This window comes from Nocardia sp. NPDC050408 (assembly GCF_044458905.1).
In the GTDB taxonomy this organism is placed as follows: domain Bacteria; phylum Actinomycetota; class Actinomycetes; order Mycobacteriales; family Mycobacteriaceae; genus Nocardia.
Map to the genome: position 1 here is coordinate 639,700 of NZ_JBITIL010000002.1, position 22,226 is coordinate 661,925.

At 65.7% G+C, this 22,226-nt stretch carries 21 protein-coding genes and 1 tRNA gene; 9 read left to right on the plus strand and 13 right to left on the minus strand.

Annotation, left to right across the window (positions count from 1 at the left end):
- Nucleotides 1–105 precede the first annotated feature (105 nt).
- On the minus strand, nucleotides 106–1,056 hold the full coding sequence (locus tag ACIBJI_RS07750) for a LysR family transcriptional regulator (RefSeq protein WP_364351695.1): 951 nt from the start codon (nucleotides 1,054–1,056) through the stop codon (nucleotides 106–108).
- Between the two features lie 96 nt (nucleotides 1,057–1,152).
- On the opposite strand from ACIBJI_RS07750, the gene ACIBJI_RS07755 reads away from it, so the two are divergent.
- Nucleotides 1,153–2,037, plus strand: a complete 885-nt coding sequence (locus tag ACIBJI_RS07755) for an NAD(P)H-binding protein (protein ID WP_364351692.1) — start codon at nucleotides 1,153–1,155, stop codon at nucleotides 2,035–2,037.
- A 123-nt stretch (nucleotides 2,038–2,160) separates the two neighbouring features.
- Here the strand turns inward: ACIBJI_RS07755 and recX are convergent, their stop codons facing one another.
- The 3 genes from recX to ACIBJI_RS07770 form a co-directional block, all read right to left on the minus strand.
- Nucleotides 2,161–2,751 carry a recombination regulator RecX gene (gene recX, locus ACIBJI_RS07760; protein WP_364351689.1) on the minus strand — a complete coding sequence of 197 codons (591 nt, stop codon included), beginning with the start codon at nucleotides 2,749–2,751 and terminating at the stop codon, nucleotides 2,161–2,163.
- Between the two features lie 937 nt (nucleotides 2,752–3,688).
- Nucleotides 3,689–4,735: a recombinase RecA gene (recA, locus tag ACIBJI_RS07765; protein WP_364343058.1), complete on the minus strand. Its 1,047-nt coding sequence runs from the start codon at nucleotides 4,733–4,735 to the stop codon at nucleotides 3,689–3,691.
- A 218-nt stretch (nucleotides 4,736–4,953) separates the two neighbouring features.
- A complete protein-coding gene (locus tag ACIBJI_RS07770; RefSeq protein ID WP_364342077.1) occupies nucleotides 4,954–5,976 on the minus strand; it encodes an Lrp/AsnC family transcriptional regulator in 1,023 nt (340 codons plus the stop codon).
- Between the two features lie 97 nt (nucleotides 5,977–6,073).
- On the opposite strand from ACIBJI_RS07770, the gene ACIBJI_RS07775 reads away from it, so the two are divergent.
- The gene (locus ACIBJI_RS07775; RefSeq protein WP_364342080.1) at nucleotides 6,074–7,480 is read left to right on the plus strand and encodes an MFS transporter; all 1,407 of its coding nucleotides are present in this window, start codon (nucleotides 6,074–6,076) and stop codon (nucleotides 7,478–7,480) included.
- Nucleotides 7,481–7,566: 86 nt separating this feature from the next.
- Here ACIBJI_RS07775 and ACIBJI_RS07780 read toward each other — a convergent pair whose 3' ends face one another.
- From ACIBJI_RS07780 to ACIBJI_RS07790, 3 genes are read right to left on the minus strand one after another with little or no spacing between them, the layout of a single operon-like run.
- Nucleotides 7,567–8,016: a nuclear transport factor 2 family protein gene (locus ACIBJI_RS07780; protein WP_364342083.1), complete on the minus strand. Its 450-nt coding sequence runs from the start codon at nucleotides 8,014–8,016 to the stop codon at nucleotides 7,567–7,569.
- Nucleotides 8,017–8,042: 26 nt separating this feature from the next.
- Nucleotides 8,043–8,930, minus strand: a complete 888-nt coding sequence (locus ACIBJI_RS07785) for a pyridoxamine 5'-phosphate oxidase family protein (RefSeq protein ID WP_364342086.1) — start codon at nucleotides 8,928–8,930, stop codon at nucleotides 8,043–8,045.
- 35 nt (nucleotides 8,931–8,965) lie between these two features.
- Nucleotides 8,966–9,427 carry a VOC family protein gene (locus tag ACIBJI_RS07790; protein WP_397083413.1) on the minus strand — a complete coding sequence of 154 codons (462 nt, stop codon included), beginning with the start codon at nucleotides 9,425–9,427 and terminating at the stop codon, nucleotides 8,966–8,968.
- 154 nt (nucleotides 9,428–9,581) lie between these two features.
- Between ACIBJI_RS07790 and ACIBJI_RS07795 the strand changes: the two genes are divergently transcribed.
- A complete protein-coding gene (locus tag ACIBJI_RS07795; protein ID WP_364342092.1) occupies nucleotides 9,582–10,097 on the plus strand; it encodes a CGNR zinc finger domain-containing protein in 516 nt (171 codons plus the stop codon).
- Nucleotides 10,098–10,099: 2 nt separating this feature from the next.
- Here the strand turns inward: ACIBJI_RS07795 and ACIBJI_RS07800 are convergent, their stop codons facing one another.
- The 3 genes from ACIBJI_RS07800 to ACIBJI_RS07810 form a co-directional block, all read right to left on the minus strand.
- Complete coding sequence (locus tag ACIBJI_RS07800; protein ID WP_364342095.1) at nucleotides 10,100–11,296, minus strand: phosphotransferase; 1,197 nt, start codon at nucleotides 11,294–11,296, stop codon at nucleotides 10,100–10,102.
- On the minus strand, nucleotides 11,293–11,487 hold the full coding sequence (locus ACIBJI_RS07805; protein WP_364342098.1) for a DUF3046 domain-containing protein: 195 nt from the start codon (nucleotides 11,485–11,487) through the stop codon (nucleotides 11,293–11,295). Before ACIBJI_RS07805 ends, ACIBJI_RS07800 begins: the two co-directional genes overlap by 4 nt.
- A gap of 101 nt (nucleotides 11,488–11,588) precedes the next feature.
- On the minus strand, nucleotides 11,589–12,749 hold the full coding sequence (locus tag ACIBJI_RS07810) for a glycosyl transferase (RefSeq protein ID WP_364342101.1): 1,161 nt from the start codon (nucleotides 12,747–12,749) through the stop codon (nucleotides 11,589–11,591).
- Between the two features lie 200 nt (nucleotides 12,750–12,949).
- Between ACIBJI_RS07810 and ACIBJI_RS07815 the strand changes: the two genes are divergently transcribed.
- A tRNA-Leu gene (locus tag ACIBJI_RS07815) sits at nucleotides 12,950–13,034 on the plus strand.
- A gap of 1,434 nt (nucleotides 13,035–14,468) precedes the next feature.
- On the opposite strand, the gene ACIBJI_RS07820 is transcribed toward ACIBJI_RS07815, so the two are convergent.
- A complete protein-coding gene (locus ACIBJI_RS07820) occupies nucleotides 14,469–15,110 on the minus strand; it encodes a TetR/AcrR family transcriptional regulator (protein ID WP_397083416.1) in 642 nt (213 codons plus the stop codon).
- Between the two features lie 86 nt (nucleotides 15,111–15,196).
- On the opposite strand from ACIBJI_RS07820, the gene ACIBJI_RS07825 reads away from it, so the two are divergent.
- From ACIBJI_RS07825 to ACIBJI_RS07845, 5 genes are all read left to right on the plus strand, one after another.
- Entirely contained in the window at nucleotides 15,197–15,850 is a 654-nt protein-coding gene (locus tag ACIBJI_RS07825; RefSeq protein ID WP_397083418.1) for a class I SAM-dependent methyltransferase, read from the plus strand.
- The gene (locus ACIBJI_RS07830) at nucleotides 15,847–16,041 is read left to right on the plus strand and encodes a hypothetical protein (protein ID WP_397083420.1); all 195 of its coding nucleotides are present in this window, start codon (nucleotides 15,847–15,849) and stop codon (nucleotides 16,039–16,041) included. Before ACIBJI_RS07825 ends, ACIBJI_RS07830 begins: the two co-directional genes overlap by 4 nt.
- An 854-nt stretch (nucleotides 16,042–16,895) precedes the next feature.
- Entirely contained in the window at nucleotides 16,896–18,140 is a 1,245-nt protein-coding gene (locus ACIBJI_RS07835; protein ID WP_397083735.1) for an MFS transporter, read from the plus strand.
- Nucleotides 18,137–18,523 (plus strand): ArsR/SmtB family transcription factor, encoded by a 387-nt coding sequence (locus tag ACIBJI_RS07840; protein ID WP_397083422.1) that lies wholly within the window; start codon nucleotides 18,137–18,139, stop codon nucleotides 18,521–18,523. The genes ACIBJI_RS07835 and ACIBJI_RS07840 overlap by 4 nt, the downstream gene beginning before the upstream one ends.
- Before the next feature lie 40 nt (nucleotides 18,524–18,563).
- Nucleotides 18,564–19,163, plus strand: coding sequence for a copper resistance protein CopC (locus ACIBJI_RS07845; RefSeq protein WP_397083424.1), 600 nt, complete (start codon nucleotides 18,564–18,566; stop codon nucleotides 19,161–19,163).
- Between the two features lie 182 nt (nucleotides 19,164–19,345).
- On the opposite strand, the gene chrA is transcribed toward ACIBJI_RS07845, so the two are convergent.
- Together chrA and ACIBJI_RS07855 are read right to left on the minus strand one after the other, a co-directional pair.
- Entirely contained in the window at nucleotides 19,346–20,689 is a 1,344-nt protein-coding gene (gene chrA, locus ACIBJI_RS07850; protein WP_397083738.1) for a chromate efflux transporter, read from the minus strand.
- 420 nt (nucleotides 20,690–21,109) lie between these two features.
- Nucleotides 21,110–22,090 carry a DUF1259 domain-containing protein gene (locus ACIBJI_RS07855; RefSeq protein ID WP_397083426.1) on the minus strand — a complete coding sequence of 327 codons (981 nt, stop codon included), beginning with the start codon at nucleotides 22,088–22,090 and terminating at the stop codon, nucleotides 21,110–21,112.
- Between the last annotated feature and the right edge of the window lie 136 nt (nucleotides 22,091–22,226).

The window sequence follows — 22,226 nt, forward strand, 5'->3', positions numbered from 1 at the left end:
CCCTTTGGGACCGCCGCACACCCGGTATGCGGGGCTGTGCGGCGTCACAGGGGGTTGCGGGAGCCCAGCGTATGCGCGGGGGGCCGTCGATCAGGTGGTCGGTGATCAGGATGAGGGCACGGTGCTGCGGAATTCTTCGGTTTCGGAGCGCGGGGCAGCGGTGAAAGTTTCGGCGGGCATTGCGGATTCGGGAGGGTAGGTGGCCGCGGCTACGGCGGTGGCTGCACGGACGAAGGCCGCTACCGCGGGTGAGTGGCAATTTTGCGGCCAGGCTATCGCGAGGGCCGTTGGTCGGAGGTCGGTGACAGGGCGGTAGGCGATCCCGGGGCGTGGGTGACGGCGAGCGACCGAGGAGGGCGGGAACCAGATGATGTTGCCGAGTTCGACCAGGTTGAACAGCTGCGCCAGATCCAGGACCGGGCGCGGGGGTTCTGGAGGCGGGGCGAGGCCGTCGCGGTCGGCGGGAGTTCCGTCGGGGAGCGTTCGACCGGCCAGGTCGGCAAGGCACAGAGTTGTCCGGGCGGCGAGCGGATCGGATGCGGCCAGCGCGACCAAGCGGGGTTCGGTGAGCAGCGGTTCGACGTCCAGACCCCGGTCGTGGAACGGGGTGGCCAGGAGGGCGACATCTGCGCGGCCCTGACGAAGGGCCGGGACCTGCTCGCCCCGACCGCCCAACATCAACTCCACCGGAACTGCCGCGTCCTCGAGGTGATATGTCTCGAAGATCCGCGGCAGGAGTCCGGCATCGTAGTCAGCTTTGAGCGCGAGCCGTAGCCCCGGCGCGGGCTTGCCGACGTGGCGGGCGCGCTGAGCAGCCGCCGCAACGGCATCGAGTGCGGTCCGCGCGTCGCGGAGCAGGGTCTCGCCGGGCGCGGTGAGCACGACGTGTCGGGTGGTGCGCTCGAAAAGTTGAACGCCCAGTTGACGTTCCAGTTCCCGGATCGCCCTGGACAGGGGTGGTTGCGCCATCCCCAGTCGCTCGGCCGCCCGTCCGAAGTGCAGTTCCTCCGCGACGGCCACGAAGTATCGGAGTTGCCGAACCTCCAGATCACTCATATCCCCACGGTATCAACGCTTATCGAATCGGTCCTTCAGGTTCGGTGCCGCGCCGACTTGACTGGCCAGTGCCAAATCACTCGAGCAGAGGTCGTCATGATCGTTGTTACTACCCCTACCGGCGCCATCGGCCGTCAGGTCCTCCCCCATCTCCTCGACCGCGGCGCACCGGTCCGCGTTATCGCGCGTGATCCAGCACGCCTGCCCGCGCACATCCGCGAGCACGTCGAAGTCGTAACGGGATCGCATAGCGATATCGATGTCGTCACCCCGGCGTTCGCCGACGCCGACGCCGTGTTCTGGTTGCTGCCCCCGGTCCATCGCGGCGCGAGCGTCGAAGCCGCGGTTCTGGACTTCACACGGCCCGCGTGCGAGGCATTCAAGAGTCAGGGTGTCGAGCGAGTGGTCGGAGTCTCATCCATCGGTCGCGGGTCAGCGGTGGTCGGGAACGCCGGACTGGTCACGGCGTCGCTGGCCATGGACGATCTGATTGCGCGTACCGGCGTGAGCTACCGAGCGCTGGCGATGCCCTCGTTCATGGATAATCTGCTTCGCCAAGTCGAAGTAATCAAGGCTGAGGGTATATTCTTCGCACCGCTTTCCCCCGATTTGAAACGCCCCACCTGCGCGACCCGCGATATCGCCGCCGTCGCCGCCGAACTGCTGCTCGACGACTCGTGGAGCGGATACGACAGCGTCCCTGTACTCGGCCCAGAAGACCTGTCCAACAGCGACATGGCGCGAATCATGTCCGAAGTGCTGGGCCGCCCGATCCGGTTCCAACAAGTCTCCGGCGAAGCCTACAAAGCCACAATGCTCGAATCCGGCATGTCCGAGGCCATGGCCCAGGGCATGTACGACATGCTGGAGGCAAAGGAAAACGGCCTCGACAACGCCGAACCCCGCACCCCTCAATCCACAACCCCCACCACCTTCCGCCAATGGTGCGAGGAAGTTCTCGCCCCCGCCCTTCAGCTCTAACCATTGGAGCCAGTCCGCAGCCCAACCCCTGTTCACCACGCACACGCCCGGTCGCACGTGTGCCTAGAGCAAGAGCCATGTGGGCGACCAAGGCCTCACGCAGGCGGGGCGGGCTGCCAGAGCTCAGTCGGGGTCCGGCGTGTCGAACTGGGCCTGTGCGAGTTCAGCTTTCACGACGGTGAAGGCGGTGGATTGGTTGTAGCCGCGACGGGCGAGCATGGAGACGAGGCGGCGGATTGTTTTGTCGCGGTCCAGGTTTGTGGGCATGGTGCGTAGTTTGCGTCGGACCAGTTCGGTGGCGCGTTGTTCCTCGTCGTCGGGGGTGATGGCGTCAAGGGCGGAGGCGGCGTCGGACTGGGATACGCCCTTGCGGCGAAGTTCTTGGGCGAGAGCTTGTTTGCCCTTGCCGGAGAAGGTGTGACGCGAGTGGACCCACTGTTCGGCGAAGGCTGCGTCGTCGATCAGGCCGACCTCGGTGAAGCGGTCCAGGGCGCGTTCGGTGATCTCGGACGTAAAGCCCTTGGCCGCGAGACGCTGCGCTAGTTCGGCACGGCTGCGGGCGCGGACGGCGAGCAGGCGAAGACACGCCTCCTTTGCCTGCTCGACCGTCCCGCCTTGGGGGCTGCGCTCCGAACGAGACCGCGGATCATCCTCGCTTACACGGGGAACAACGGCACCTGTTCGTCGCGCATCCTCCTCGGATCCGGCCGCCACCGGATCCGCCCATCGGCCTTCAGATTTCTGGAAGTCAGCCGAGTGGGAGTCGTTGCGCCGGAACTCGTTCCGGCGCCCGCGACCGCGCCGGGACCCAGTCGAGCGCGCCCGCTGCGGATCGGGCGCGCTCGACCGAGTTCCCATGATGTCCGAATCGGCCAAACCACCTTCGGCCAACCGGACCCGCCTATCCCCCTGCCCCCTCCCCCGAAAACCCGAGCCCCCTTCGTCCCACCGCGCTGAATCGCCTCCGGCCACCCGAGATCCGGCCTCCGCCGAATCACCCTCGGACCCCTGTCGCCCCGATCCGGACTCGCCCTCCCCAGATTCCTCCGCCCCGGCACGACCGAGCCGTGCAGCGTTCCACCGCTCCTGATCTCGACCCGACTCGATTTCACCCGACGAGAATCCGTCGCTCCCTCGATCGTCCTCGGACCACTGCCCGCGGCCCGACTCGGACTCGCCCGACCGGAAATCAGCAGCCTCCGGACCGAACTCGGACAACCAAGGACCGCCCGACCAGGAAGACCAAGAACCGGCATCCACCGAGTCACCCTCGGACCACTGCACCCGGCCTACTTCGGATTCATCCGAACGAAACCCGTCGGCGTCCGAGCCACCCTCGGACCACCGGCCACGCCCTAGCTCCGGCTCCCCCGAACGGAAACCGGCGGCCGCCAAGTCGATCTCGGACCGCCGACTGCGGTTCCGCTCGAAACCACCCGGCCGGAGACCGGCGGCCTCCGAATCGCTCTGAGACCACCGCACCCGATCCGGCTCGGGCTCACCCGAGCCAGTAGAGGGCGGGATGGGTGGGCGGCCTGAGGCGGAGAGTAGTTCGTTCAGGCGGCGGCGAGCCTCGGTTACGGGGTCGGGCCGCGTTGGATCTGGTGCGGGCCGGGTGGGATTCGAGGCTGGGTGCCGAGGGGGCATCGGATCAGAAGTCGGCGGGGACCTCGGTGGCCGCGCCGTCGGCGGTCACGTCGGCGCCGATGCCGAGCTTCTCCTTGATCTTCTTCTCGACCTCGTCGCGGATGTCGGTGTTCTCCAGCAGGAACTTGCGGGCGTTCTCTTTGCCCTGGCCGAGCTGGTCGCCCTCGTAGGTGTACCAGGAGCCGGACTTGCGGATGAAGCCCTGCTCGACACCCATATCGATGAGCGAGCCCTCCTTGGAGATGCCCTGGCCGTAGAGGATGTCGAATTCGGCCTGCTTGAACGGCGGCGAGACCTTGTTCTTCACGACCTTCACGCGGGTACGGTTACCGACCGCATCGCTGCCGTCCTTGAGCGTCTCGATGCGGCGCACATCCAGGCGCACCGAGGCGTAGAACTTCAGCGCCTTACCACCGGTCGTGGTCTCGGGCGAACCGAACATCACGCCGATCTTCTCGCGCAGCTGGTTGATGAAGATGGCGGTGGTGCCGGAGTTGTTCAGCGCACCGGTCATCTTGCGCAGCGCCTGGCTCATCAGACGCGCCTGCAGACCGACGTGGCTGTCACCCATCTCGCCCTCGATTTCCGCGCGCGGGACCAGCGCGGCCACCGAGTCGATGACGATGATGTCGATCGCACCCGAACGCACCAGCATGTCGGCGATTTCCAGCGCCTGCTCACCGGTATCGGGCTGGGAGACGAGCAGCGCGTCGGTGTCGACGCCCAGCTTGCGGGCGTAATCGGGATCGAGCGCGTGCTCGGCGTCGATGAAGGCAGCGACGCCGCCCGCGGCCTGGGCATTGGCCACCGCGTGCAGTGCGACGGTCGTCTTACCCGAGGACTCCGGACCGTAGACCTCGACGATGCGGCCGCGCGGCAGACCGCCGATGCCGAGCGCCACGTCCAGGGCGATGGATCCGGTCGGGATCACCGAAATGGGCTGGCGCGCCTCCTCACCGAGACGCATGACCGCGCCCTTGCCGAAGCTCTTCTCGACCTGAGCCAGCGCCAGCTCGAGCGCCTTATCACGGTCGTACGCCTGTGGTGCCATATCCTGATCCCCTTTTCCGCCGGGTAAGTCTCGTTCGTGGTTGGCGCCCACATTAGAGGGCGGCACCGACAAGTTCTGACGACCAGCCTAGACGAACAGGTGTTCGAGTCAAGCGACGCGCCCGACAACACGCGCCCCGAATTCTCCGACACGGCAACCGCCGCGCTACGGCCGATCGCGGCCGATCGCAGCCCTTTTTCCGAGCGCTGAACCGATCTTCACCGCACCAGTGAAATCCGATCACTGTCCAGCAACGTCTGCGCCTGCTTGTACACCCGCAACGCGGGCGTCACCTCCACATCCGTGATCCCATCGAGTGCACCCAGCCGCTGCGTGACATACCGGTAGAGGTGCGCGGTATCGCGACACATCAGCGACGCCATCAGATTGGTCGGCCCGGTGGTCGCGGCAATGAAGACGATCTCCGGGTGGGTCGCCATCGCGGTGCCCACCGCCTCGAGATCCGCCGGTCGCGCGCGCAGCCACAGCGCCGCCCGCACGGCGTACCCCATCCGTTCGATCGCGAAATCGAGATCGAAGTACAGCACACGAGATTCGACGAGCTCGGCCATGCGACGCGCCACTCGCGTTGCGGTCCAACCGATTTCGGCGGCGATCTGGGCGTACGGCGCGCGACCGTCGCGACCGAGCAGCACCAGCATCGCCTCGTCCTGCGCCGAAAGTTCCACCGGCGCTTCCGGTCCCGTATCGGCCCGCCACAGTGGCCGCGTGCCGAGTTCGCGCAGTTGCGCCGCGGTGAACAGGTGCCCGAAATGCGGCCATTCCTCGTCGAGCGGGAAGCGGTGGATCACCTCGTGGGCCGTCAGTCCGATCACCTGACTGGCCTGGGGCAACGTCTGCATCAACAGCTTGTCGCGCCGCTCGACCGAGCGCGGCCTGCTCACGCAAGTCACCTCGGATCCGGTGGACAGCAGGGTCACCCAGCTCAGATCCGGAAAGCGGGCCAGCGATTCGGCCAGCCGCGCCGCCTTGTCCGGAGTCGACCGCAGCCGGATCACCCAGCGCGCATGCCCGAGCGGCACCGCGTTGACCTGCCCCGACACATGCAAAATGCCGCGCTGCCGCAGCGATCGGTAGCGCCGCGCCACCGTCTGTTCCGAAACCTCGAGGATGGCGCCGAGCTTGGCGAACGGGATGCGCGCATCGGTCACCAGCGCGTGCAGGATCTGCTTGTCGAGGACATCGAGTATGGAGGAATCCACGCCATCTTCGAATTGCACAGGAGGAATCTAACGCACATTGCCGTGTGACTATGTGGATATCAACGCCTGCCGCACTCTGAGTGTCGATATCATTCGAATCGCCTCGGAGGCTCCCGTGAGGAAATGGCTGCCCTTATTCGCCGCGTGCCTGGGCACGCTGATGCTGCTCATCGACGTCACCATCGTCAATGTCGCGCTTCCCGACATCGCCGCCGATCTCGGCACCGGCCTGTCCGGACTGCAGTGGGTGATGGACGGGTATGCGCTCGCGCTGGCCGCGCTGCTGCTGGTGCTCGGTTCACTGGCCGATCGGGTCGGTGCGAAGCGCGCTTACCTCGCCGGACTGGTGGTTTTCGCGCTCGCCTCGCTGATCTGCGGGATCGCCGATACCTCGGCGAGTCTCATTGCGGCGCGGGCACTTCAGGGCATCGGCGGGGCCGCGATGTTCGCGACCACCCTGTCGCTGCTGCACTCCACCTACACCGGCCGTGATCGCGGTGTCGCCTTCGGCGTCTGGGGTGCGGTATCGGGTGCGGCGGCTGGAATCGGCGTGGTGCTCGGCGGTGTGCTCACCGAGGCACTGTCGTGGCGTTGGATCTTCTTCGTCAATCTGCCGATAGCGGTATTGGCGATCGTTTTGACCGCGATCGTTTTCCAGCCGTCGCCGCGGCATGCGGATCGGGCCATCGACGTGCCGGGCATGCTGGCGTTCGCGACGGCCGCGACGGCGGTCACCTACGGTGTCATCCGCGGCGGCGAACACGGCTGGTCCGATGGTCCTACGCTGTTCGCACTGGCGCTCGGCGCGGTCGCACTGCTGGCCTTCGTATTCGTCGAATCCCGCAGTACTGCAGCGATGTTCCCGCTGGCCCTGCTCGGCAATCGCAACTTCGGGGCCACCCTTGTCTCCGCGTTCGGGCAGACGTTCGCGGCCTTCGCCGCCACTCCCCTGATTTCGCTCTGGCTGCAGCAGCAGTTGCATTTATCGCCCATGCGCGCCGGACTGGCCATGCTGCCGATGGCGGCGATGGCATTCGTGGTCGCCGGTGCATTCGGCAAACTGCTGCACGACGTTTCGCCGAAATGGACGATCGGCGCCGGCCTGGTGCTGGTCGGCGTCGGCACCGGGTTGATGACCATCATCGATATCGGATCATCTTGGGCCGCATTGGTTCCCGGATTCGTGGTGATCGGCGCGGGTATCGGCATCAACGCGCCCGCCCTTGTCGCGGTGGGGATGGCGGCGGTGCCGCCGCAGCAGGGCGGGATCGCCGCAGGTGCGGTGAATACCGCACGGCAGCTCGGCCTCGCACTCGGCGTGGCGGTGCTGGGCACCGTATTCCGTGAAGTCGCCGATGACAGTCGGCCGATGACATTGTCGCGGTTCGTGGATGGGTTGGATGCGGCGTTCGCAGTCGCGGCCGGAGTCGGAATCGTATTCGGCGTGATCGCATTCGGGCTGTTCCATCGTCAACGTCAGGTTGCCGACGTCCCGGCTCAGGCGCAGACCGTGGTCGTCTGAGCACCGAACCGGCGTCGCCCTCATCAGACCCGGCAGGCCGGGCACCCCACACGGGGTGCCCGGTACGAGCGCGCCGCACTCATCGATTACTGCTGCGGCAGAACGGATTCGTCACCTTCCGGGCGCGGGCCGAAGATGCGGCGATCGGAGTCGTCGATGCGGACATCGTTGATGCTGGCCTCGCGCCGCGACATCAGACCTTCCGGGGTGAACTCCCACTGCTCATTGCCGTAACTGCGCCACCACTGGCCGGATTCGTCATACCACTCGTACTGGAAGCGGACCGCGATGCGGTTGCCTTCGAACGCCCAGAGATCCTTGCGCAGTGCGTACCCGTTTTCGATGGACCACTTTCGGGTGAGGAAATCGACGATGGCGGCGCGTCCGGTGAAGAACTCGTCGCGGTTGCGCCACACCGATTCCTCGGTGTACGCGGCGGCGACGCGCTCGGGATCCCTGGTGTTCCAGGCATTCTCGGCGGCACGCACCTTGGCCTTGGCAGATTCCAGGTCGAACGGCGGCAGCGGAGGTCGCATTTGCGATTCCCTTCTCGGGTATGAGGTCAGGGGTTGACCGGGGAGAGTTCGGCCGGACCCCAGCGGAGCTGGCCCGCGCCGTGGACTTCGACCACTTCCGTAATGGTGAAGTCGATCGAGCACTGTGCTCCGGCAGTGAAGGTTTCGGGTGCCCAGGACAATTCGGCGGTTCCGCTGAGTTGAAGGGTTGCGCCGGTGGTCCAGTCCGGGACCAGAATGCCGCAGCGTGGGTTCACCGCGATGTTCCCGAGTGTCATGAACATCGAATTGCCCTGATAGTCCGGCCATCTCAGCCGCGTAGGTGAAAGCACCTGCAGGAAATTGGGATTCCCGCCGCGATGGGAGGCATCGGCATTGCCACCGGCATCCGCGGTGGCGATGAAGAAGGCATCCGCCGCGGCGATCAGCGCGCGCTGTCGCGCATCGAGTTCCGTGCTATGTAGGGGCGCTGGTAGGTCGATATCGGGGCGATACGACTCGATCTGCCTGCGCGAGATGTACTTCGGACAGTTCGAATACACCTGATCGACGGTAATCAGCAACCCCGCCTCGGTTGGCACCGCCGATCCGTTGACGCGCATTCGCCTTCGCCGCTGCGGCTGCAGCGCAATCATGCCGATCCGGGCAGGACGAGTCAGCGCTTCATGTAATGGATCTCCAGCGGCCGGAAAGGCATCGATCGCGATCGTCCCGGCATCGATGACATGCACGAACCCCGGCGGCCCGACCACCGCGCCTGCCCACACCCGTCCCTCGAGGTCTGTGGCGCCGATCACAACCATTGGTTGCTCAGCCAGGAAACCCGCTGCGATATCGGGGATATCGGCACGAATCATCCGTCCCACCCGATCGGCGATATGCGCCTGGCCCATTCGCTGCTGCACGGCGACCTCGCCCGGATGAAAGTGGCTCATCAGGATCCTCCTGGCATGTTCAACAGCGTTCGGGCTCAGAAGAATCCACAGGTTGGAGCGGCACCGCTGGGCGCGGGAGCGGACTCGGCGCCCGTGGGTGCGTAGACCTCGAGGCGGATACCGTCGGGATCGGTGAAGAAGATGCCGCCCGAGGCGACGCCCTCGCCGTGCGCGACCACGCCATTGTGGGCAAAACTCACCGAGAGTTCCCGCAGCAGCGCCTCGATCGAACGCACCTGTTCGATGGTGTCGACCTGGAATGAAAGATGATGCAGGCCAGGGGTTTCGGCGGAGAACGTGCCGTTGGACTGCTGCCAGAGGGTCAGCACGAGCTTGCCGTTGGCGCCGAGGAAAGCCCAGCGCTTGTCGTCGTCGGCACTGGCAGCGAGCTGCTCGAGACCGAATGCGCGGCGATAGAAGTCCACCGATCGGTTCAGGTCGGAGACATTCAGGCCGATGTGCCCGGTAGCCAACTCGGGCGCGATAGCTGTCGTCATCGTGATTCTCCTCGGAATTTATAACTTCTCAAGATAGTTTTAACAGTTAGAACATAACCGGCGGCGATACGCGCGTCAACCTCTAAACTCATGTTAGCTAGTTAGAACGGTGGTGTTTGCCCTGGAGACGAAAAGGAGATCGTTACCCTCAGGTATGCCCGATCCACGCCCCCACCTCGGTGAACCGCTGGCACTCGACCTGCTGAACACCCGATGGAACCAGGACGGACCACAAGATCTGCTCACCGATGTCACGGGCCTCGGCACCTGGCTCACCACGGCCGGGCTCGACGATCGCGCGAAGGCGGACGAACGGACCCTGCAGGCGGTACTCGCCGCCCGCACCGCCATCTACGATGTGGTGAAACATGCCTCGCACACCGCGCTCAACGAAGTGCTCGACCACGGCCGGATCCGACGCACCCTGACCGATACCGGGCCCACCGATATCGTCGACGTACCCGAAACCGCCTGGCTCCCCGGCTGGCTCGCCGCGGACAACCTGCTGGGGCTACTGGCCGAGGCACCCGACCGGATCCGCCAGTGCGCCCATCCGGACTGTGTGCTGTTCTTCTACGACACCTCGAAAAACGGCACCCGCCGATGGCATTCGATGGCGACTTGCGGCAACCGCACCAAGGCCGCACGCCACTACGCGAAAAAGAGCTGAACTCAGAAGAGTTCGTCGAGCAGTCGGTAGTAGTCCAGTCGCCACCGGTCCGGCTCGGCGAGCCCATAGGCAGCGTAGAACGCGCGCAATTCGTCGGAACCGAAATCCTCGAGCAGATCGCGTTGAGCCAGGGCCAGGTCGCGGTATCGATCCGCAACGCCCAAGCCACCGAGGTCGATCAACAGACCACCGGCCAGCACATTGGACGGAGTGAAATCACCATGCGCGATAACGAGATCCTCCTCCGGTGGACGATCGGCGAGCAGTCGTTGGTAGATCTGTTCCGGCGTCAGCCCTCGATTGTCGTCGTCGAAGTCGTCGACATCGACCAAACCCTCGAGCACACGGCGCCGCGCCTGCGCCAGCATGACATCCAACCTGCCATCGAACGGGCAATCGGCGACGGGAATGTCGTGCAGACGCCGCAGCAGTTCGCCCATGACCGCGCCCACCGATTCTGTCGGCTCGGCGGCCAGACTCGGCCGACCCGCGTCGGTGAGAACCAGGACATCTGCTTCGAACACAGCAATGTCCGGTAGTTGAATCCCCTTGCCCCGCAACCAATTCAGCCGCGCATATTCGGCCGCGGCCCGCGGCCCCCGCTTGACCCAATACGCACCATTGACGTGCGCAACACCGCCGCTCATACCCTCGTGTTCATCCGACCAGGCGGGATTGTCACCCAGCACTGCGGCGACCTGCGGCGGCAAGGTCGTGGGCAGGTCGTCGAGGAAGTCGAGAGTGGTGCGCGTGGATTCGATCAGCTCGGCATCCCCCTCGACGACGCGCAGTTTCAACGCCTCGGTGAGCCGCGCCCTCGCCTCGGACATTCTGCCCTGTTCGGCGAGAGCCTTACCCAGGTGCTGCAGCGCGAAGGAAAGGACCTCGGAATCGCTGGCTCGGTCCACAGCTCGGCGATACAGCGTTTCGGCGGTGACGGTGTCACCCCAGTAGCGGTAGACATCGCCGAGGTTGATCCAAACCGACATCCGACGATAGTCACTATCGGCGAGTTCGAGGGCGCGATCGAGGTGATCGAGGGCCTCGGCATAGCGGCCGAGCAGCATCAGCTCGATGCCGATCTTGCGGAATTCGGCGAAGTCGACCGGCCGCGACGCCGCGACGCGAGCGGCCAACTCCCCATGATCGGTGGGGATCATGCGCAGCCGCTCGTCGAAGCCGTAACCGTGGTCAGTCACCAGCGTGATCTCGGTATGTCGAAGTCGGTGCAGAGCGCACGCCACACGTCACGCGGGTCGATGCCCGCCTCGATGGCGGCGGCACCCGTCCGCCCACCCAATGCCGGGATGGTGTGGTCCCTGAGCAGCGCATCGCCACGGGCCACACCGAACTCGGTGTGCAACAGCTCCTGGAACTCGGTCAACCGCACCGTATTCAAGATACTCGCGCCGATGCGGCCGCTCACTCGGGCCGCTCACTCGGGCCGTTCGATCGGCGGGCGGGATCGGCTCGGAAATGGCCGAACAGGCGCTAGTGGGTCCGCACACTGAGCACGTCGTGACAGATGCGGATGGGGTCGACGACATCCGCGATACCCGCGGCTGCTCGTTGCGCGGCCGCCCGATAGCCGGGTGTATTGAGCAGGTCGAGGACCGCAGAGCGCACCGCATCAGCGGTCAGCGGTCGGACCAGGATCGAACTGCCTTGGCGGGCAGCGCGATTGGCCAGTTCCCACTGGTCGCCACCGCCGGGGACCGTCACGATCGCAACACCCGCGAGCAGAGATTTCGCGAGCAAACCGTGGCCACCGCCACCAACCACCACCGAGGCGTGCGTGAGCAGTTCGTCTTGGCGGCCGAGTCCAGCGGTTGCCCATGGCGGCAGATCGGCAGGCGGAGTGTCGAGCATGGAAATGGCCACCCGGACACCCGCTCCGTCCAGCGCGTCCAGCACGGTTTCGACCATGCCCGCGACACCGGTATGCGCGGTCGACGGCGCCACCATGACCAGCGGCTCGTCGCCGGGCGGTGGTTCGAGGATTTTCGGAGTGGGCTCCCACAGCAGCGGGCCGACGACGTGGGTGTGCTCGGGCCAATCGGGGCGCGGCACCTCGAGGGCGGGCAGGGTGGCGATCAGGCGGGCCGCCGGACCCGGATCGGTGGCGGGCAGTCCGACACTTTCACGGGCCTGCTCGCGCTGCCGCACACCATTGCGAATGGCGCGGGCGGTCATGGTGCGCAACATGCCGTCACGCAGGCGGCCGCGCACCCCCTCCCCAGGCGCGAGGCCACTTCCGATGGGCGGCAATGCTTTCGACGGTAGATACAGCGGATGCGGCGATAGCTCGACCCACGGCACCCCGAGTCGCTCGGCAGCCATCCCGCCACCCGCGGTCAGCACATCCGACACCACGAGCTCGGGAAGCATCGCGCTCAAATCGGGCAGGATTTCGGTCGAAATATGCGCCGCGCGCTCATGAATGCGCTGACCGGCATCGCTGTCGTCGTCGACCGTGCGCGGCGCGAGCCCCTTGAGTCTGCGCACCGCGACGCCCGCCCGCTTGGCGGCGTCGAACCAACGCGGTCCGGTGAACAGCACCGGATCGTCACCGGCGGCCAGGAACCGTTCGCACAGCGCCAGCGCCGGAAAAGCATGGCCGGGATCCGGCCCGGCAACAACGGCAACACGCATGCGGCCAGCCTGCCACATCGATCTCGGAACTCGGTGCGACGCCGATCGGGTTCGGGCGAGCAACCGATGCGCCCCGCGCCAGCGTTCGTCGAAATGCCATTCGGACGCAACCGGAATGCCTGCTGGTCCGCACCACTCCCCCTGGATAGACCGATTTCAACACTTCCCCACCCATCCGTTACCCTTGCTCAACAACACCGGTCCGGGTGGCGGAATGGCAGACGCGCTAGCTTGAGGTGCTAGTGCCCTTTATCGGGCGTGGGGGTTCAAGTCCCCCTCCGGACACAACAACTACGACAGCTCACCCGTTCTACCTGCGGATATGCAGGAGGGTGGGTGATAGTGCTGAGCAGAATCAACGTGGAACCGCAGGTAGTGGCCTGTAGGGGTTCAAGACGGGTTCAGCTGAGCGAATCCTGAGAACCGACAGTCAGCCCGATGGATCGTAGACCGCCAGATCACGAATGTCGCGCCAGCCTATCGATATCGTCAAGGCCCTTCCTTGGATGCTGCCCCGCTCACCACACCCATCGGAAGATGGCTTCATGCACAACGCTGACCCGCTCGGCTCCTCGGTCGAGACCGCCCAGTCGACCTACTCACACCTATCGCACGACAACGCGAACTCAACGGAACTCGAAGTCAGCGTCCCGAAGGATCCCCCGACCTCACGCCGGCCGCTGCTCGAGCCCTGCTGCACCTCATCCAAGAAGCTGCGGCACGGCCGCAATAACCGCGGACGTCGGAGTATCGAGCGCAAACACACAGCCGGACAATGTATTCCATGCAGCGACATGGATTCACTGCGCCGGCGTCGCCATCACAGGCTGCGCCCGCCGTCGAACCTGGCGAAGTCGTAGACGAAGTTCGTCGGTGGGGTCGGCGGCTTTCAGTATTTCCATCGGGCCGCCGAGTGAGCTCACGAGTGGGTGTACTTCCTCACGGTTCATGTGGTGATCAACGCGTATTTGGATCGTGTGACCGCCCGACTCCGGGGTGATCGTCGTGCCCGAGTTCGTCGACGAGGGTGATGAGTGGCCCTCCAAGATGGCCCCGGCGCGTCCGCGTGACCAGGGGGCGGTATCGACGTTGAGTGCTTTCGGCGCGGGGGCCTACGAACCGACTGACCGTGTAGTCACCCGGTCGAACCGTCGGCGTCGATGCGGGACCAGCGACCGAGCCACCTCGCACCGGCGATCGGCGCGAGTGCTGAGCAGTTGCCATTCCCTGATGCGAGCCTCGATGCCGCGGTGACGATCTTTAGTGGGATCAATCGATAGATCTGAAGGCCAGTCCGAGTGAGATACGCCGCGCCATGTGAGGACCGGTCGCGATCCTGACGTGCGATCCGACGCTCCTGCAACGCTTTTAGCTCAACGACTACGCACTGGAAGTGAATTGATACCCAAGCCCGGCGCTATCCTGCGATCGAGGCCATGCGAGCCGGTCTGGGTGGAACGGATGACAGTGATGTCGGTTCCGATACCACTCGACTGCATCGACGGATTCAACGAGTGTCTACGCCTGAGTCCGACTGCCCCCGGCCTGGACCCTCGCGGCACGTCTCACGGGTCAGAAGCGAGGGGACGCATGAGTGCACCTTCCCTCGACAGCCGCGTGAACCGGGTAGCAAGATTCGAATGCTATTCGGTGGATATGAGTTTCCGTTGTTTTAGGCCGCAGGGGTAGTGGCCGGTTCCCGCCTCCGGCGTTGCCTGGTCACGGCTGCGTCGGTGAGCCCGGTTCCACTAATGTGCGCAGTGTCATGGTGGCGATGTGGTCTTCGAGGCGTTGCCGGTCGGGCATGACGGTGCTGCGGAAGCGATGGGCGGCCAGGAAGGACAGGATCAGCCAGGCGGCCGCGTCCGGGTCGAGGTCGGAACGGAGTTCGCCTGCCCGCTGCCCTTGGATCACGATTTCGGCGAGGGCGTCGGCGAGTTCGCTCATGTGCTGGCGGACGGCTTGTTCGACGGCGGGTTCGGCGGTCAGGGTCATCGCGTCGGCGAAGATCACCCCGAGCGAACCGGGGGCGTGCAGTTCGTCGATGTGGCCGGGACTGAGCAGGTGCGCCAAAAGACCTGCGATCGAATCCGTTTCAGCGGCAAAGGCGCGCATCATTGCCGACATCTGTCCGGAGGCGTGTGCCACGACGGCGGCGTAGAGCCCTGTTTTGGAGCCGAAGTTCTGAAACAGCACAGGCTCGGTGACGCCGAGCCGCGCCGCGATCTGAGCCATGGTGCTGCGCTGGAACCCCGATTCGGCGAACACCACAGTGGCGGCGTCGATGATCGACGCACGCCGGTCGGCGGCACTGAGGCGGGTGCGCCGCGGATCTGCCGGAGTCGAGGATGCGCGAGCCATGACCTCATCGTATCGACTCTTGCGCTTTAACTTAGTGACAACTAAGTTAGAACCATCTTAGTCGTCACTAAGTTAAGGAGTTGGCCATGGGCCTCGGACATCTGATGCATCACAATCCCAACCCCGGCACCGCCGGACTCACCATCGATCACGGACGCAGCTATGACGTTTTCGGTGCGGTGTTCTTCGGCGGACGTCGTGGCCGCGTGTACCGCCGCCTCGCCGAACTGAGCGGTGCCGGTCCCGGTGATCGGGCCCTCGATATCGGTTGCGGCACCGGCTATTTGACCCGTCGGCTAGCTTCGGTCGCCGCAACAGTGGTCGGCCTGGATCCATCCGCGGCGGTCCTCGAGCGGGCCCGCCGGATCACCGCTGAACCGAACTGCACCTACACCGTCGGCGTCGCCGAATCGCTGACCGCCGAGGACGATTCGTTCGACGTGGTAGCGAACTGCCTGATGCTGCACCACCTGCCCGAGGATCTGCGGGCGACGGCGTTGACAGAGATGCGACGGGTGCTGCGCCCGGGCGGACGGCTACTGATCGGCGAATTCCGGCCACCGGCGAATCCGATCGGCAGGCATCTCGTCGGCGCGCTGACCGGCCCGGCCATGGAACACAACCCGATCCACCTGCTCGAACCGCTGATCGCCGACGCGGGCTTCGAGCAGATCACCTCGGGAGATCTGCACCCATGGATCCGCTATGTCACCGCCATCAAGCCGGACACGGTCGGATGAGGCACCCAACAGGCCGGGCCGTCGGTGCGGTGCGGGTTATCGCGCTACCGCTGATCATCCTCGGCATCGCCGCGCACCTGTGGTTGGGCAGCATGGTCGGACTCGCCGCCGCAGGCATCGGCCTGGCCGCCCACCTGGTCATCGCGGCACCCGGCGGCCGATGGCTGCTGCACCGCACCAGATCCAGATAGTCCAGGCACGACCGGTATCGGTGCGGCCCGGGCCCATCGGAACCGTTGCCGTGGAATCGACAGTCACCGGCCAGGACCGCCATCGATCCATCCAACCCTGCGCCAATTGATTCGCACCCATGAATACCGACTCGGCTACCGCATGAGCAAGGTCCGGAACTAAGCGCTTGGCGGGTGGTTGGCGGCAGTGGACAGTCGGCTCCGGACAAGGAGCCATATGGAACCCATTGCTTCCATTGCCAGTGGCAAGGTCCGCAGGCTCAGCAGGGACGGCTTGACCGAGTTCCTCGGAATCCCTTATGCGGCCGCACCTGTCGGATCTGCACGCTTCCAACTACCCAGCCGGTTCCGCGGTGGCCGGGAATACCCGATGCGCTCACACGCGGGCCCGCATGCGTGCAGGCGCCGTACCCGCCACCGGTCCACGCATCGATCGGCAGCGACCGAATCCCCGGAGATAGTGTCTGAACCTCTGGGACGCCGGACCAGGCGAGGCTGCTCTGCCCGTCCTGGTGTGGATTCACGGCGAAGTGATACGGCGGTCGATTGCGGCGTGGGCGACCAGCATTCGACCGTCCACAAAACCGAGGCTCGATACGGCAGAAGCTATCGGGACGCGGCGATAGCACACTCGGCTGCGGCGAAATGTTCTTGCGCGGCAATCTTTTCTGTTGAACAGCGCCATCCGATAGCGCGGCGATGCTATCGACATCGAAGCGCGGGCGGTCGCCGTAGCGGGCCGAATCCGACAGACCACTTCTCAACAGGAAGCATACGGCTATATGTGCGCAAGTGCGCACTCATAGGATATGGTTGCCGGCAGAAGAGCGTCGGATGAGCCAGGAGGACCCGTGTTGTTGAGCGTGCTGCGGCATAGGCAGTACCGACGGCTATTCACTGCGCAGGTGGTCGCGCTGGTCGGTACCGGACTACTCACGGTGGCGCTGGGACTGCTGGCCTATGACATCGCGGGCAGCGACGCGGGCGCGGTGCTCGGGACGGCGCTGGCGATCAAGATGGTGGCCTATGTCGCGGTGGCGCCGGTGATCACGGCGGTGACCGACCGCGTTCCACGCAAGGTGCTGCTGGTCTCGGCGGACGCGGTGCGGGCGGTGATCGCGCTGCTGCTGCCGTTCATCGATCAGACCTGGCAGATCTATGTGCTGATCTTCCTGCTGCAGGCGGCATCGGCCACCTTCACCCCCAGCTTCCAGTCGGTCATCCCTTCGGTGCTCGTCGAGGAGGAGGAATACACCAGGGGCCTGTCACTGTCGCGACTGGCCTATGACCTCGAGTCGCTGTTCAGCCCGGTTCTCGCGGCCGCACTGCTGACGCTGATGAGCTACAACCTGCTTTTCCTCGGCACCGTCGCCGGGTTCGTCGCCTCCGCCGCATTGGTGGTCTCGACGACGCTGCCTCGGCTAGTGGCCGCGGACCGGTCGATACCGCTGGTAGAGCGCATCACCCGCGGCGCGCGCATCATGCTGTCGCGCCCAGTGCTGCGCGGCCTATTGGCGATGAACCTCGTGGTAGCGGCGGCCACCGGCCTCGTCGTGGTGAACACGGTCGTGTACGTGCGAGATCTGCTCGACGGATCGAATACCGGTGTGGCGCTGGCCCTCGGCTGCTACGGCTGCGGATCGATGCTGGTGGCCCTGCTGGTACCGCGGTTGCTGGCCAGTGTCGCCGACCGCAGTCTGATGTTGACCGGCTGTGTTGTCATCGTGGTCGGGCTGGGGGCGGTGCTCGCCCTGCTCACGGTCGAGCCCTCCGCCGGCCTGGGTTGGGCAATGCTCGCGGTGATCTGGGTGGCGCTCGGTGCGGGTACCTCCATGGTCAACACGCCCGCGGCCCGGCTGCTGCGAGCCGAGTCGGACCTGGACACCCGGCCGTCGGTATTCACCGCCCAGTTTTCCCTCTCACATGCCTGCTTCATGCTCACCTATCCGATCGCCGGATGGGTGGGCGCCGCACTCGGCCAGCTCGCCGCCGCGCTCGCGCTGGCCGCGCTGGCTACACTCGGAGCAGCAACAGCCGCGCGGGTATGGCCCGCAAACATCCGCGCGGCTTCGGAATTGGTGGTGACCGGAGGGCGGTGACAACGGTGGCGGACACGGCGATACCGGATGCCGCGCGGGCACTGCCCGCAGCGAGCTTGAGTCATCCGGTCACCCCGGATCAGCCCCATTTGGACGCCGCCACCAATACCTTCCGCATGCTTGCCGATCCGACCCGGCTGCACATCCTGTGGATCCTCACCGAGGGCGAAGCCGATGTCACTGCGCTCACCGAAGCCTGCGACACCTCCCGCACCGCAGTCAGCCAGCATCTGGCCAAACTCCGCTTCACCGGCCTGGTCGACAGCCGCAAGGAGGGACGTCGCGTGATCTATCGCATCCGTGACGGTCACCTCGCTCGACTGGTCCGCGAAGGGCTCAATCACGCGGATCACGTCATCACTGGCGAGCCGCCGCACGCCTGACGAGTTCGGCCGGACAACCTCGGCTGGGTACGCTGCCGCAATGCGTGCTCGCCTCAGATCAAGTTCGTTCCGGTTGCTGACCGCTTCCCTCCTGCGCACCGTCACGGTGCTCGCCGCCGTCATGACCACACTGCTGCTCACTGCGGGCCCGGCCGCCGCGCACGCCGCCTTGGCCGGGAGCGATCCCGCCGACGGCGCCCGCATCGACACCGCACCGCCACAGGTCACCCTGACCTTCAATGAGGCCATCCAGGAATCCTTCACCGCCCTCACCGTCACCGGCCCCGATGGAAAGCCCTACGCGCGCAGCGAACCACGCGCCGAAGGCCGGAACCTGTCCGTCAACTTGGACGGCCTCGGCCCCGCCGGCCAGTACACGGTCGCATTCCGCGTCGTCTCCGACGACGGCCATCCCATCCAGGGCAGCTACCCCTTCGAACTCACTCGCGCGGCACCGAGCACACCCCAGACCTCCGCGGCCACACCCGGCGCAACCCAGCCGCCGACTACCGAAAATGCCAGCAGCAGTAATGATTCGCGCGGTTTCCCGGTATGGATTCTCGCCGTCGCCGCCGCCGTGATCATTGCGGGCGGCCTCGCATTCGTCTTGCGCTCGACGAAAAGCCGCACTCGCCGCTGAGCACCGCGTCCGGCGCCGGACGACTACTTTCCGGTGGAGCATTGGTCCGATGGTTCGCTGGAGAGAGTGAGTGTGAGTTCGAGTCGCCGTCGGGATGGTTGGCCGCGATGATGGTGGCGGAACCACACCAGCCAGGACGCGACCGCAGCGCGGCGGTCGCGTCCTGGCTGGGCAGGGCGCTGTCACAAGATCGGTAGCGCCACCGCCGCGGCCAGGCCGCCGAGCACAGCACACACTCCCAAGGTGCGCAGCACCGACCATTTGAGGCCGAAGATCAGCAGCGCGGCGACGACCGCGATCACGGATGACACGGGCCGCCAACTCGCCGGTTCGGGCAGTTGCACGCTGATCGGCCCCCAGTGGGCGATGAAGGTGGCCGCGAACAACGTGTGGATGGCGAAATAGACGGCCAGGTTCGCGATCACGCCGACCACGGCGGCTGTGATCCCGGTCAGCGCTGCCGACAAGCCCCGATTGTGGCGCAGCCGTTCGACATAGGGTGCGCCCAGAAAGACGAAAACGAAGCACGGTACGAACGTCACCCAGGTGGTCAGTAACGCTCCGAAGAGACCGGCGACCCATGGATCCAGGCCGCCGGGATTGCGGTAGGCACCGACGAACGCGACGAACTGGACCACCATGATCAGCGGACCCGGTGTGGTCTCGGCCAGTGCGAGCCCTCGCACCATCTCGCCGGGGGCCAGCCAGTGAAACACCTCGACCGCACGCTGTGCGACGTAGGCGAGAACCGCGTACGCGCCTCCGAAGGTGACCAGCGCGGTGCCGGTGAAGAACACGCCCTGGGTGGTGAACACGCTGTCGCGGCCGGTGAACACGATCGCCGCCACCAGCGGCAGGCTCCAGAGGATCGCCCCCACCACCAACACTTTTGCCGCGCGACGGCGTGAGGGCCGCTCGGCGTGCAGCGCATCGTCAGGAATCAGAGGCGCCGGTCCGGCATCCTCGACGTCGCGATCAGCCTTCTGCCGCAACGCATCCGGGGCGAAGCGGTGCAGCAACCAGCTGACCATCCCGGCAACCGCGACGACCAAGGGAAAGGGCACCCCGAATACCGCCAGCGCCAGGAAGGACGCCGCCGCGAGTGCTATCAGCGCCCGACTCACCAGCGCCTTCTTGCCAACACGAATGACAGCGTGCGTGACGATGGCCAGCACTGCCGGAGCCAACCCGGCGAACACCGCGAGAACCACTGTGGTGGCACCGAATCCGACATAGATGGCCGATAGCCCGAGCATTGCCAGCATCCCGGGGATCACGAACAGGACACCGGCGGCGATACCACCTCGAGTGCCGTTGAGCAGCCAGCCGGTGTAGATCGCCAATTGCTGGGCCTCCGGACCGGGCAGCAGCATGCAGTAGTTCAACGCGTGCAGGAACCGCTGCTGCCCGATCCAGCGCTTCTCATCGACCAGTGTCCGTTGCATCACCGCGATCTGCCCGGCAGGCCCACCGAAGGTCTGCAGCGAGATCGCGAACCAGGCACGCAGTGCCTGACCGAACGGAATGAGGTCACTGCCTTGATCGTGGGCCGGCCCGACGTGCTCGACGTCAACGGTCGGTTGGGGACTCGCCGGATCGTCTCCGGCAAAGCCGGTGTTCAACCCCAGCGCTTTCTCGGTCTCTGCTCCGCTCACACCGAAGATGTAACCACGGTTGCATCGACATGGTGGGTGATGATGTCGCTTACAGGTCCCCTCGGGGCGTGCTCCAGCCGCGGTTTCCCCGGCGCCAACCTTTGCCCGGCAAGGTCATTGCAGGATGCGACCAACACCGGGCAAGCGAGGGCATTGAAAAGGAATCATCTCGAGCAGAACGTGCCGACCCGGTTCGCCATTATCACGCAAAGCCATGGGCCATCTCTTGGGGCGGAGGCGCGGAGCGGCTGTCAGGCGAACCGGCCCACGGCGTTTGCGTCGGACCCGAAATCACTTCACGGGTGCGAGGTTGGTCGCCTCCAGTGCCGGGCGCAGCGCCTTGGCGAGGGTGACGGCATTGTCGACGGCCCAGTAGTGCAGGTAGAACAGGCGCGGGTCGTCGGCGAGCATGTGGTTGTGCACCTCGACTACGGAGATGCCGCCCTTGCGCAGCGCCTCGATCACCTTGTTCACCTCCGGTCCGGTGAGCGCGAAGTCGCCGTTGATGGCGGCTTTGCCGCCGCCGACGGGCTGGAAGTTGACGACGGTGGTGACACCGAAGCTCGGCGGCAGCACATGGCCGTCGTCGCTGATGGTTTCGGCGCGGGCGAGGTTGAACTTGAGCAGCCCGCCGTCGGCGGTGCCCGTACGGCCCAGGGCCGCATTCACTCCGGCGGTGTCGATGTCGACCAGTGGCTGCTGGGCGGGCGGTGCGGCGGGCGCTGCGATGGTGGTGGCGGCGAGTGCGGCGGCCAGGCCCTTGGCCAGTTGCGCCGGGTCGCCCATGGCCTCGATGTGGGTCCACCAGATCGGCGGGGACTGCTCGAGCAGGTGCTTGTGCAGGGCGGTCTGCTGGAAACCGTTGGCGTGCAGGGCATCGGTGACCTTCGGCAACTCGTCCTCGGTGACGACGAGATCGCCCATCACCATGCTGGTGTCGTCGTATTTCGCGAAAGCCGCGTAACCGCCGAGGGACAACCCCGGTTTGATCGCCACACCCTGGGACTGCACCTGCAGATCCGAGCGGACCAGCGGGATGCGGTAGACGGTGTTGTCGTCACCGAATTTGCCGGTGCACCTGAGCAACTCGGTGACCGGCTTCCAGTCCGCGTCGGTGGTCGCGACCGGCTTGTGACTGCCCGGCATGGGCATATTCATGGTTGAGGTAGCGGAGTTGCCGCTGTTGCCCGAGCACCCGGTCGCCACGGTGAGGGCCAGCAGGGCGGCCAGCACAACCGTGCGCGGGACGGATCGGCGAGGAGAAGCGAACATGGTGAATTCCCTAAGTTTGTAGGTGTCTGGGGTTGGTGCCCTGGATGCCTAGGGCGGTGGGGTGTAGCTGATGGTGTTTTGCCTCTGGCGAGGCTCGAGAGGACTGGCTGCCCCGCCGTGCTGGACGCTCCGGCTG

Bases quoted from the DNA above. Each gene is read 5' to 3' on its own strand.
- ACIBJI_RS07750 (WP_364351695.1), bottom strand. From the start codon at position 1,056: ATGAGTGATCTGGAGGTTCGGCAACTCCGATACTTCGTGGCCGTCGCG.
- ACIBJI_RS07755 (WP_364351692.1), top strand. From the start codon at position 1,153: ATGATCGTTGTTACTACCCCTACCGGCGCCATCGGCCGTCAGGTCCTC.
- recA (WP_364343058.1), bottom strand. From the start codon at position 4,735: ATGGCACCACAGGCGTACGACCGTGATAAGGCGCTCGAGCTGGCGCTG.
- ACIBJI_RS07780 (WP_364342083.1), bottom strand. From the start codon at position 8,016: ATGCGACCTCCGCTGCCGCCGTTCGACCTGGAATCTGCCAAGGCCAAG.
- ACIBJI_RS07785 (WP_364342086.1), bottom strand. From the start codon at position 8,930: ATGAGCCACTTTCATCCGGGCGAGGTCGCCGTGCAGCAGCGAATGGGC.
- ACIBJI_RS07790 (WP_397083413.1), bottom strand. From the start codon at position 9,427: ATGACGACAGCTATCGCGCCCGAGTTGGCTACCGGGCACATCGGCCTG.
- ACIBJI_RS07795 (WP_364342092.1), top strand. From the start codon at position 9,582: ATGCCCGATCCACGCCCCCACCTCGGTGAACCGCTGGCACTCGACCTG.
- ACIBJI_RS07810 (WP_364342101.1), bottom strand. From the start codon at position 12,749: ATGCGTGTTGCCGTTGTTGCCGGGCCGGATCCCGGCCATGCTTTTCCG.
- ACIBJI_RS07820 (WP_397083416.1), bottom strand. From the start codon at position 15,110: ATGGCTCGCGCATCCTCGACTCCGGCAGATCCGCGGCGCACCCGCCTC.
- ACIBJI_RS07825 (WP_397083418.1), top strand. From the start codon at position 15,197: ATGGGCCTCGGACATCTGATGCATCACAATCCCAACCCCGGCACCGCC.
- ACIBJI_RS07830 (WP_397083420.1), top strand. From the start codon at position 15,847: ATGAGGCACCCAACAGGCCGGGCCGTCGGTGCGGTGCGGGTTATCGCG.
- ACIBJI_RS07845 (WP_397083424.1), top strand. From the start codon at position 18,564: ATGCGTGCTCGCCTCAGATCAAGTTCGTTCCGGTTGCTGACCGCTTCC.
- ACIBJI_RS07855 (WP_397083426.1), bottom strand. From the start codon at position 22,090: ATGTTCGCTTCTCCTCGCCGATCCGTCCCGCGCACGGTTGTGCTGGCC.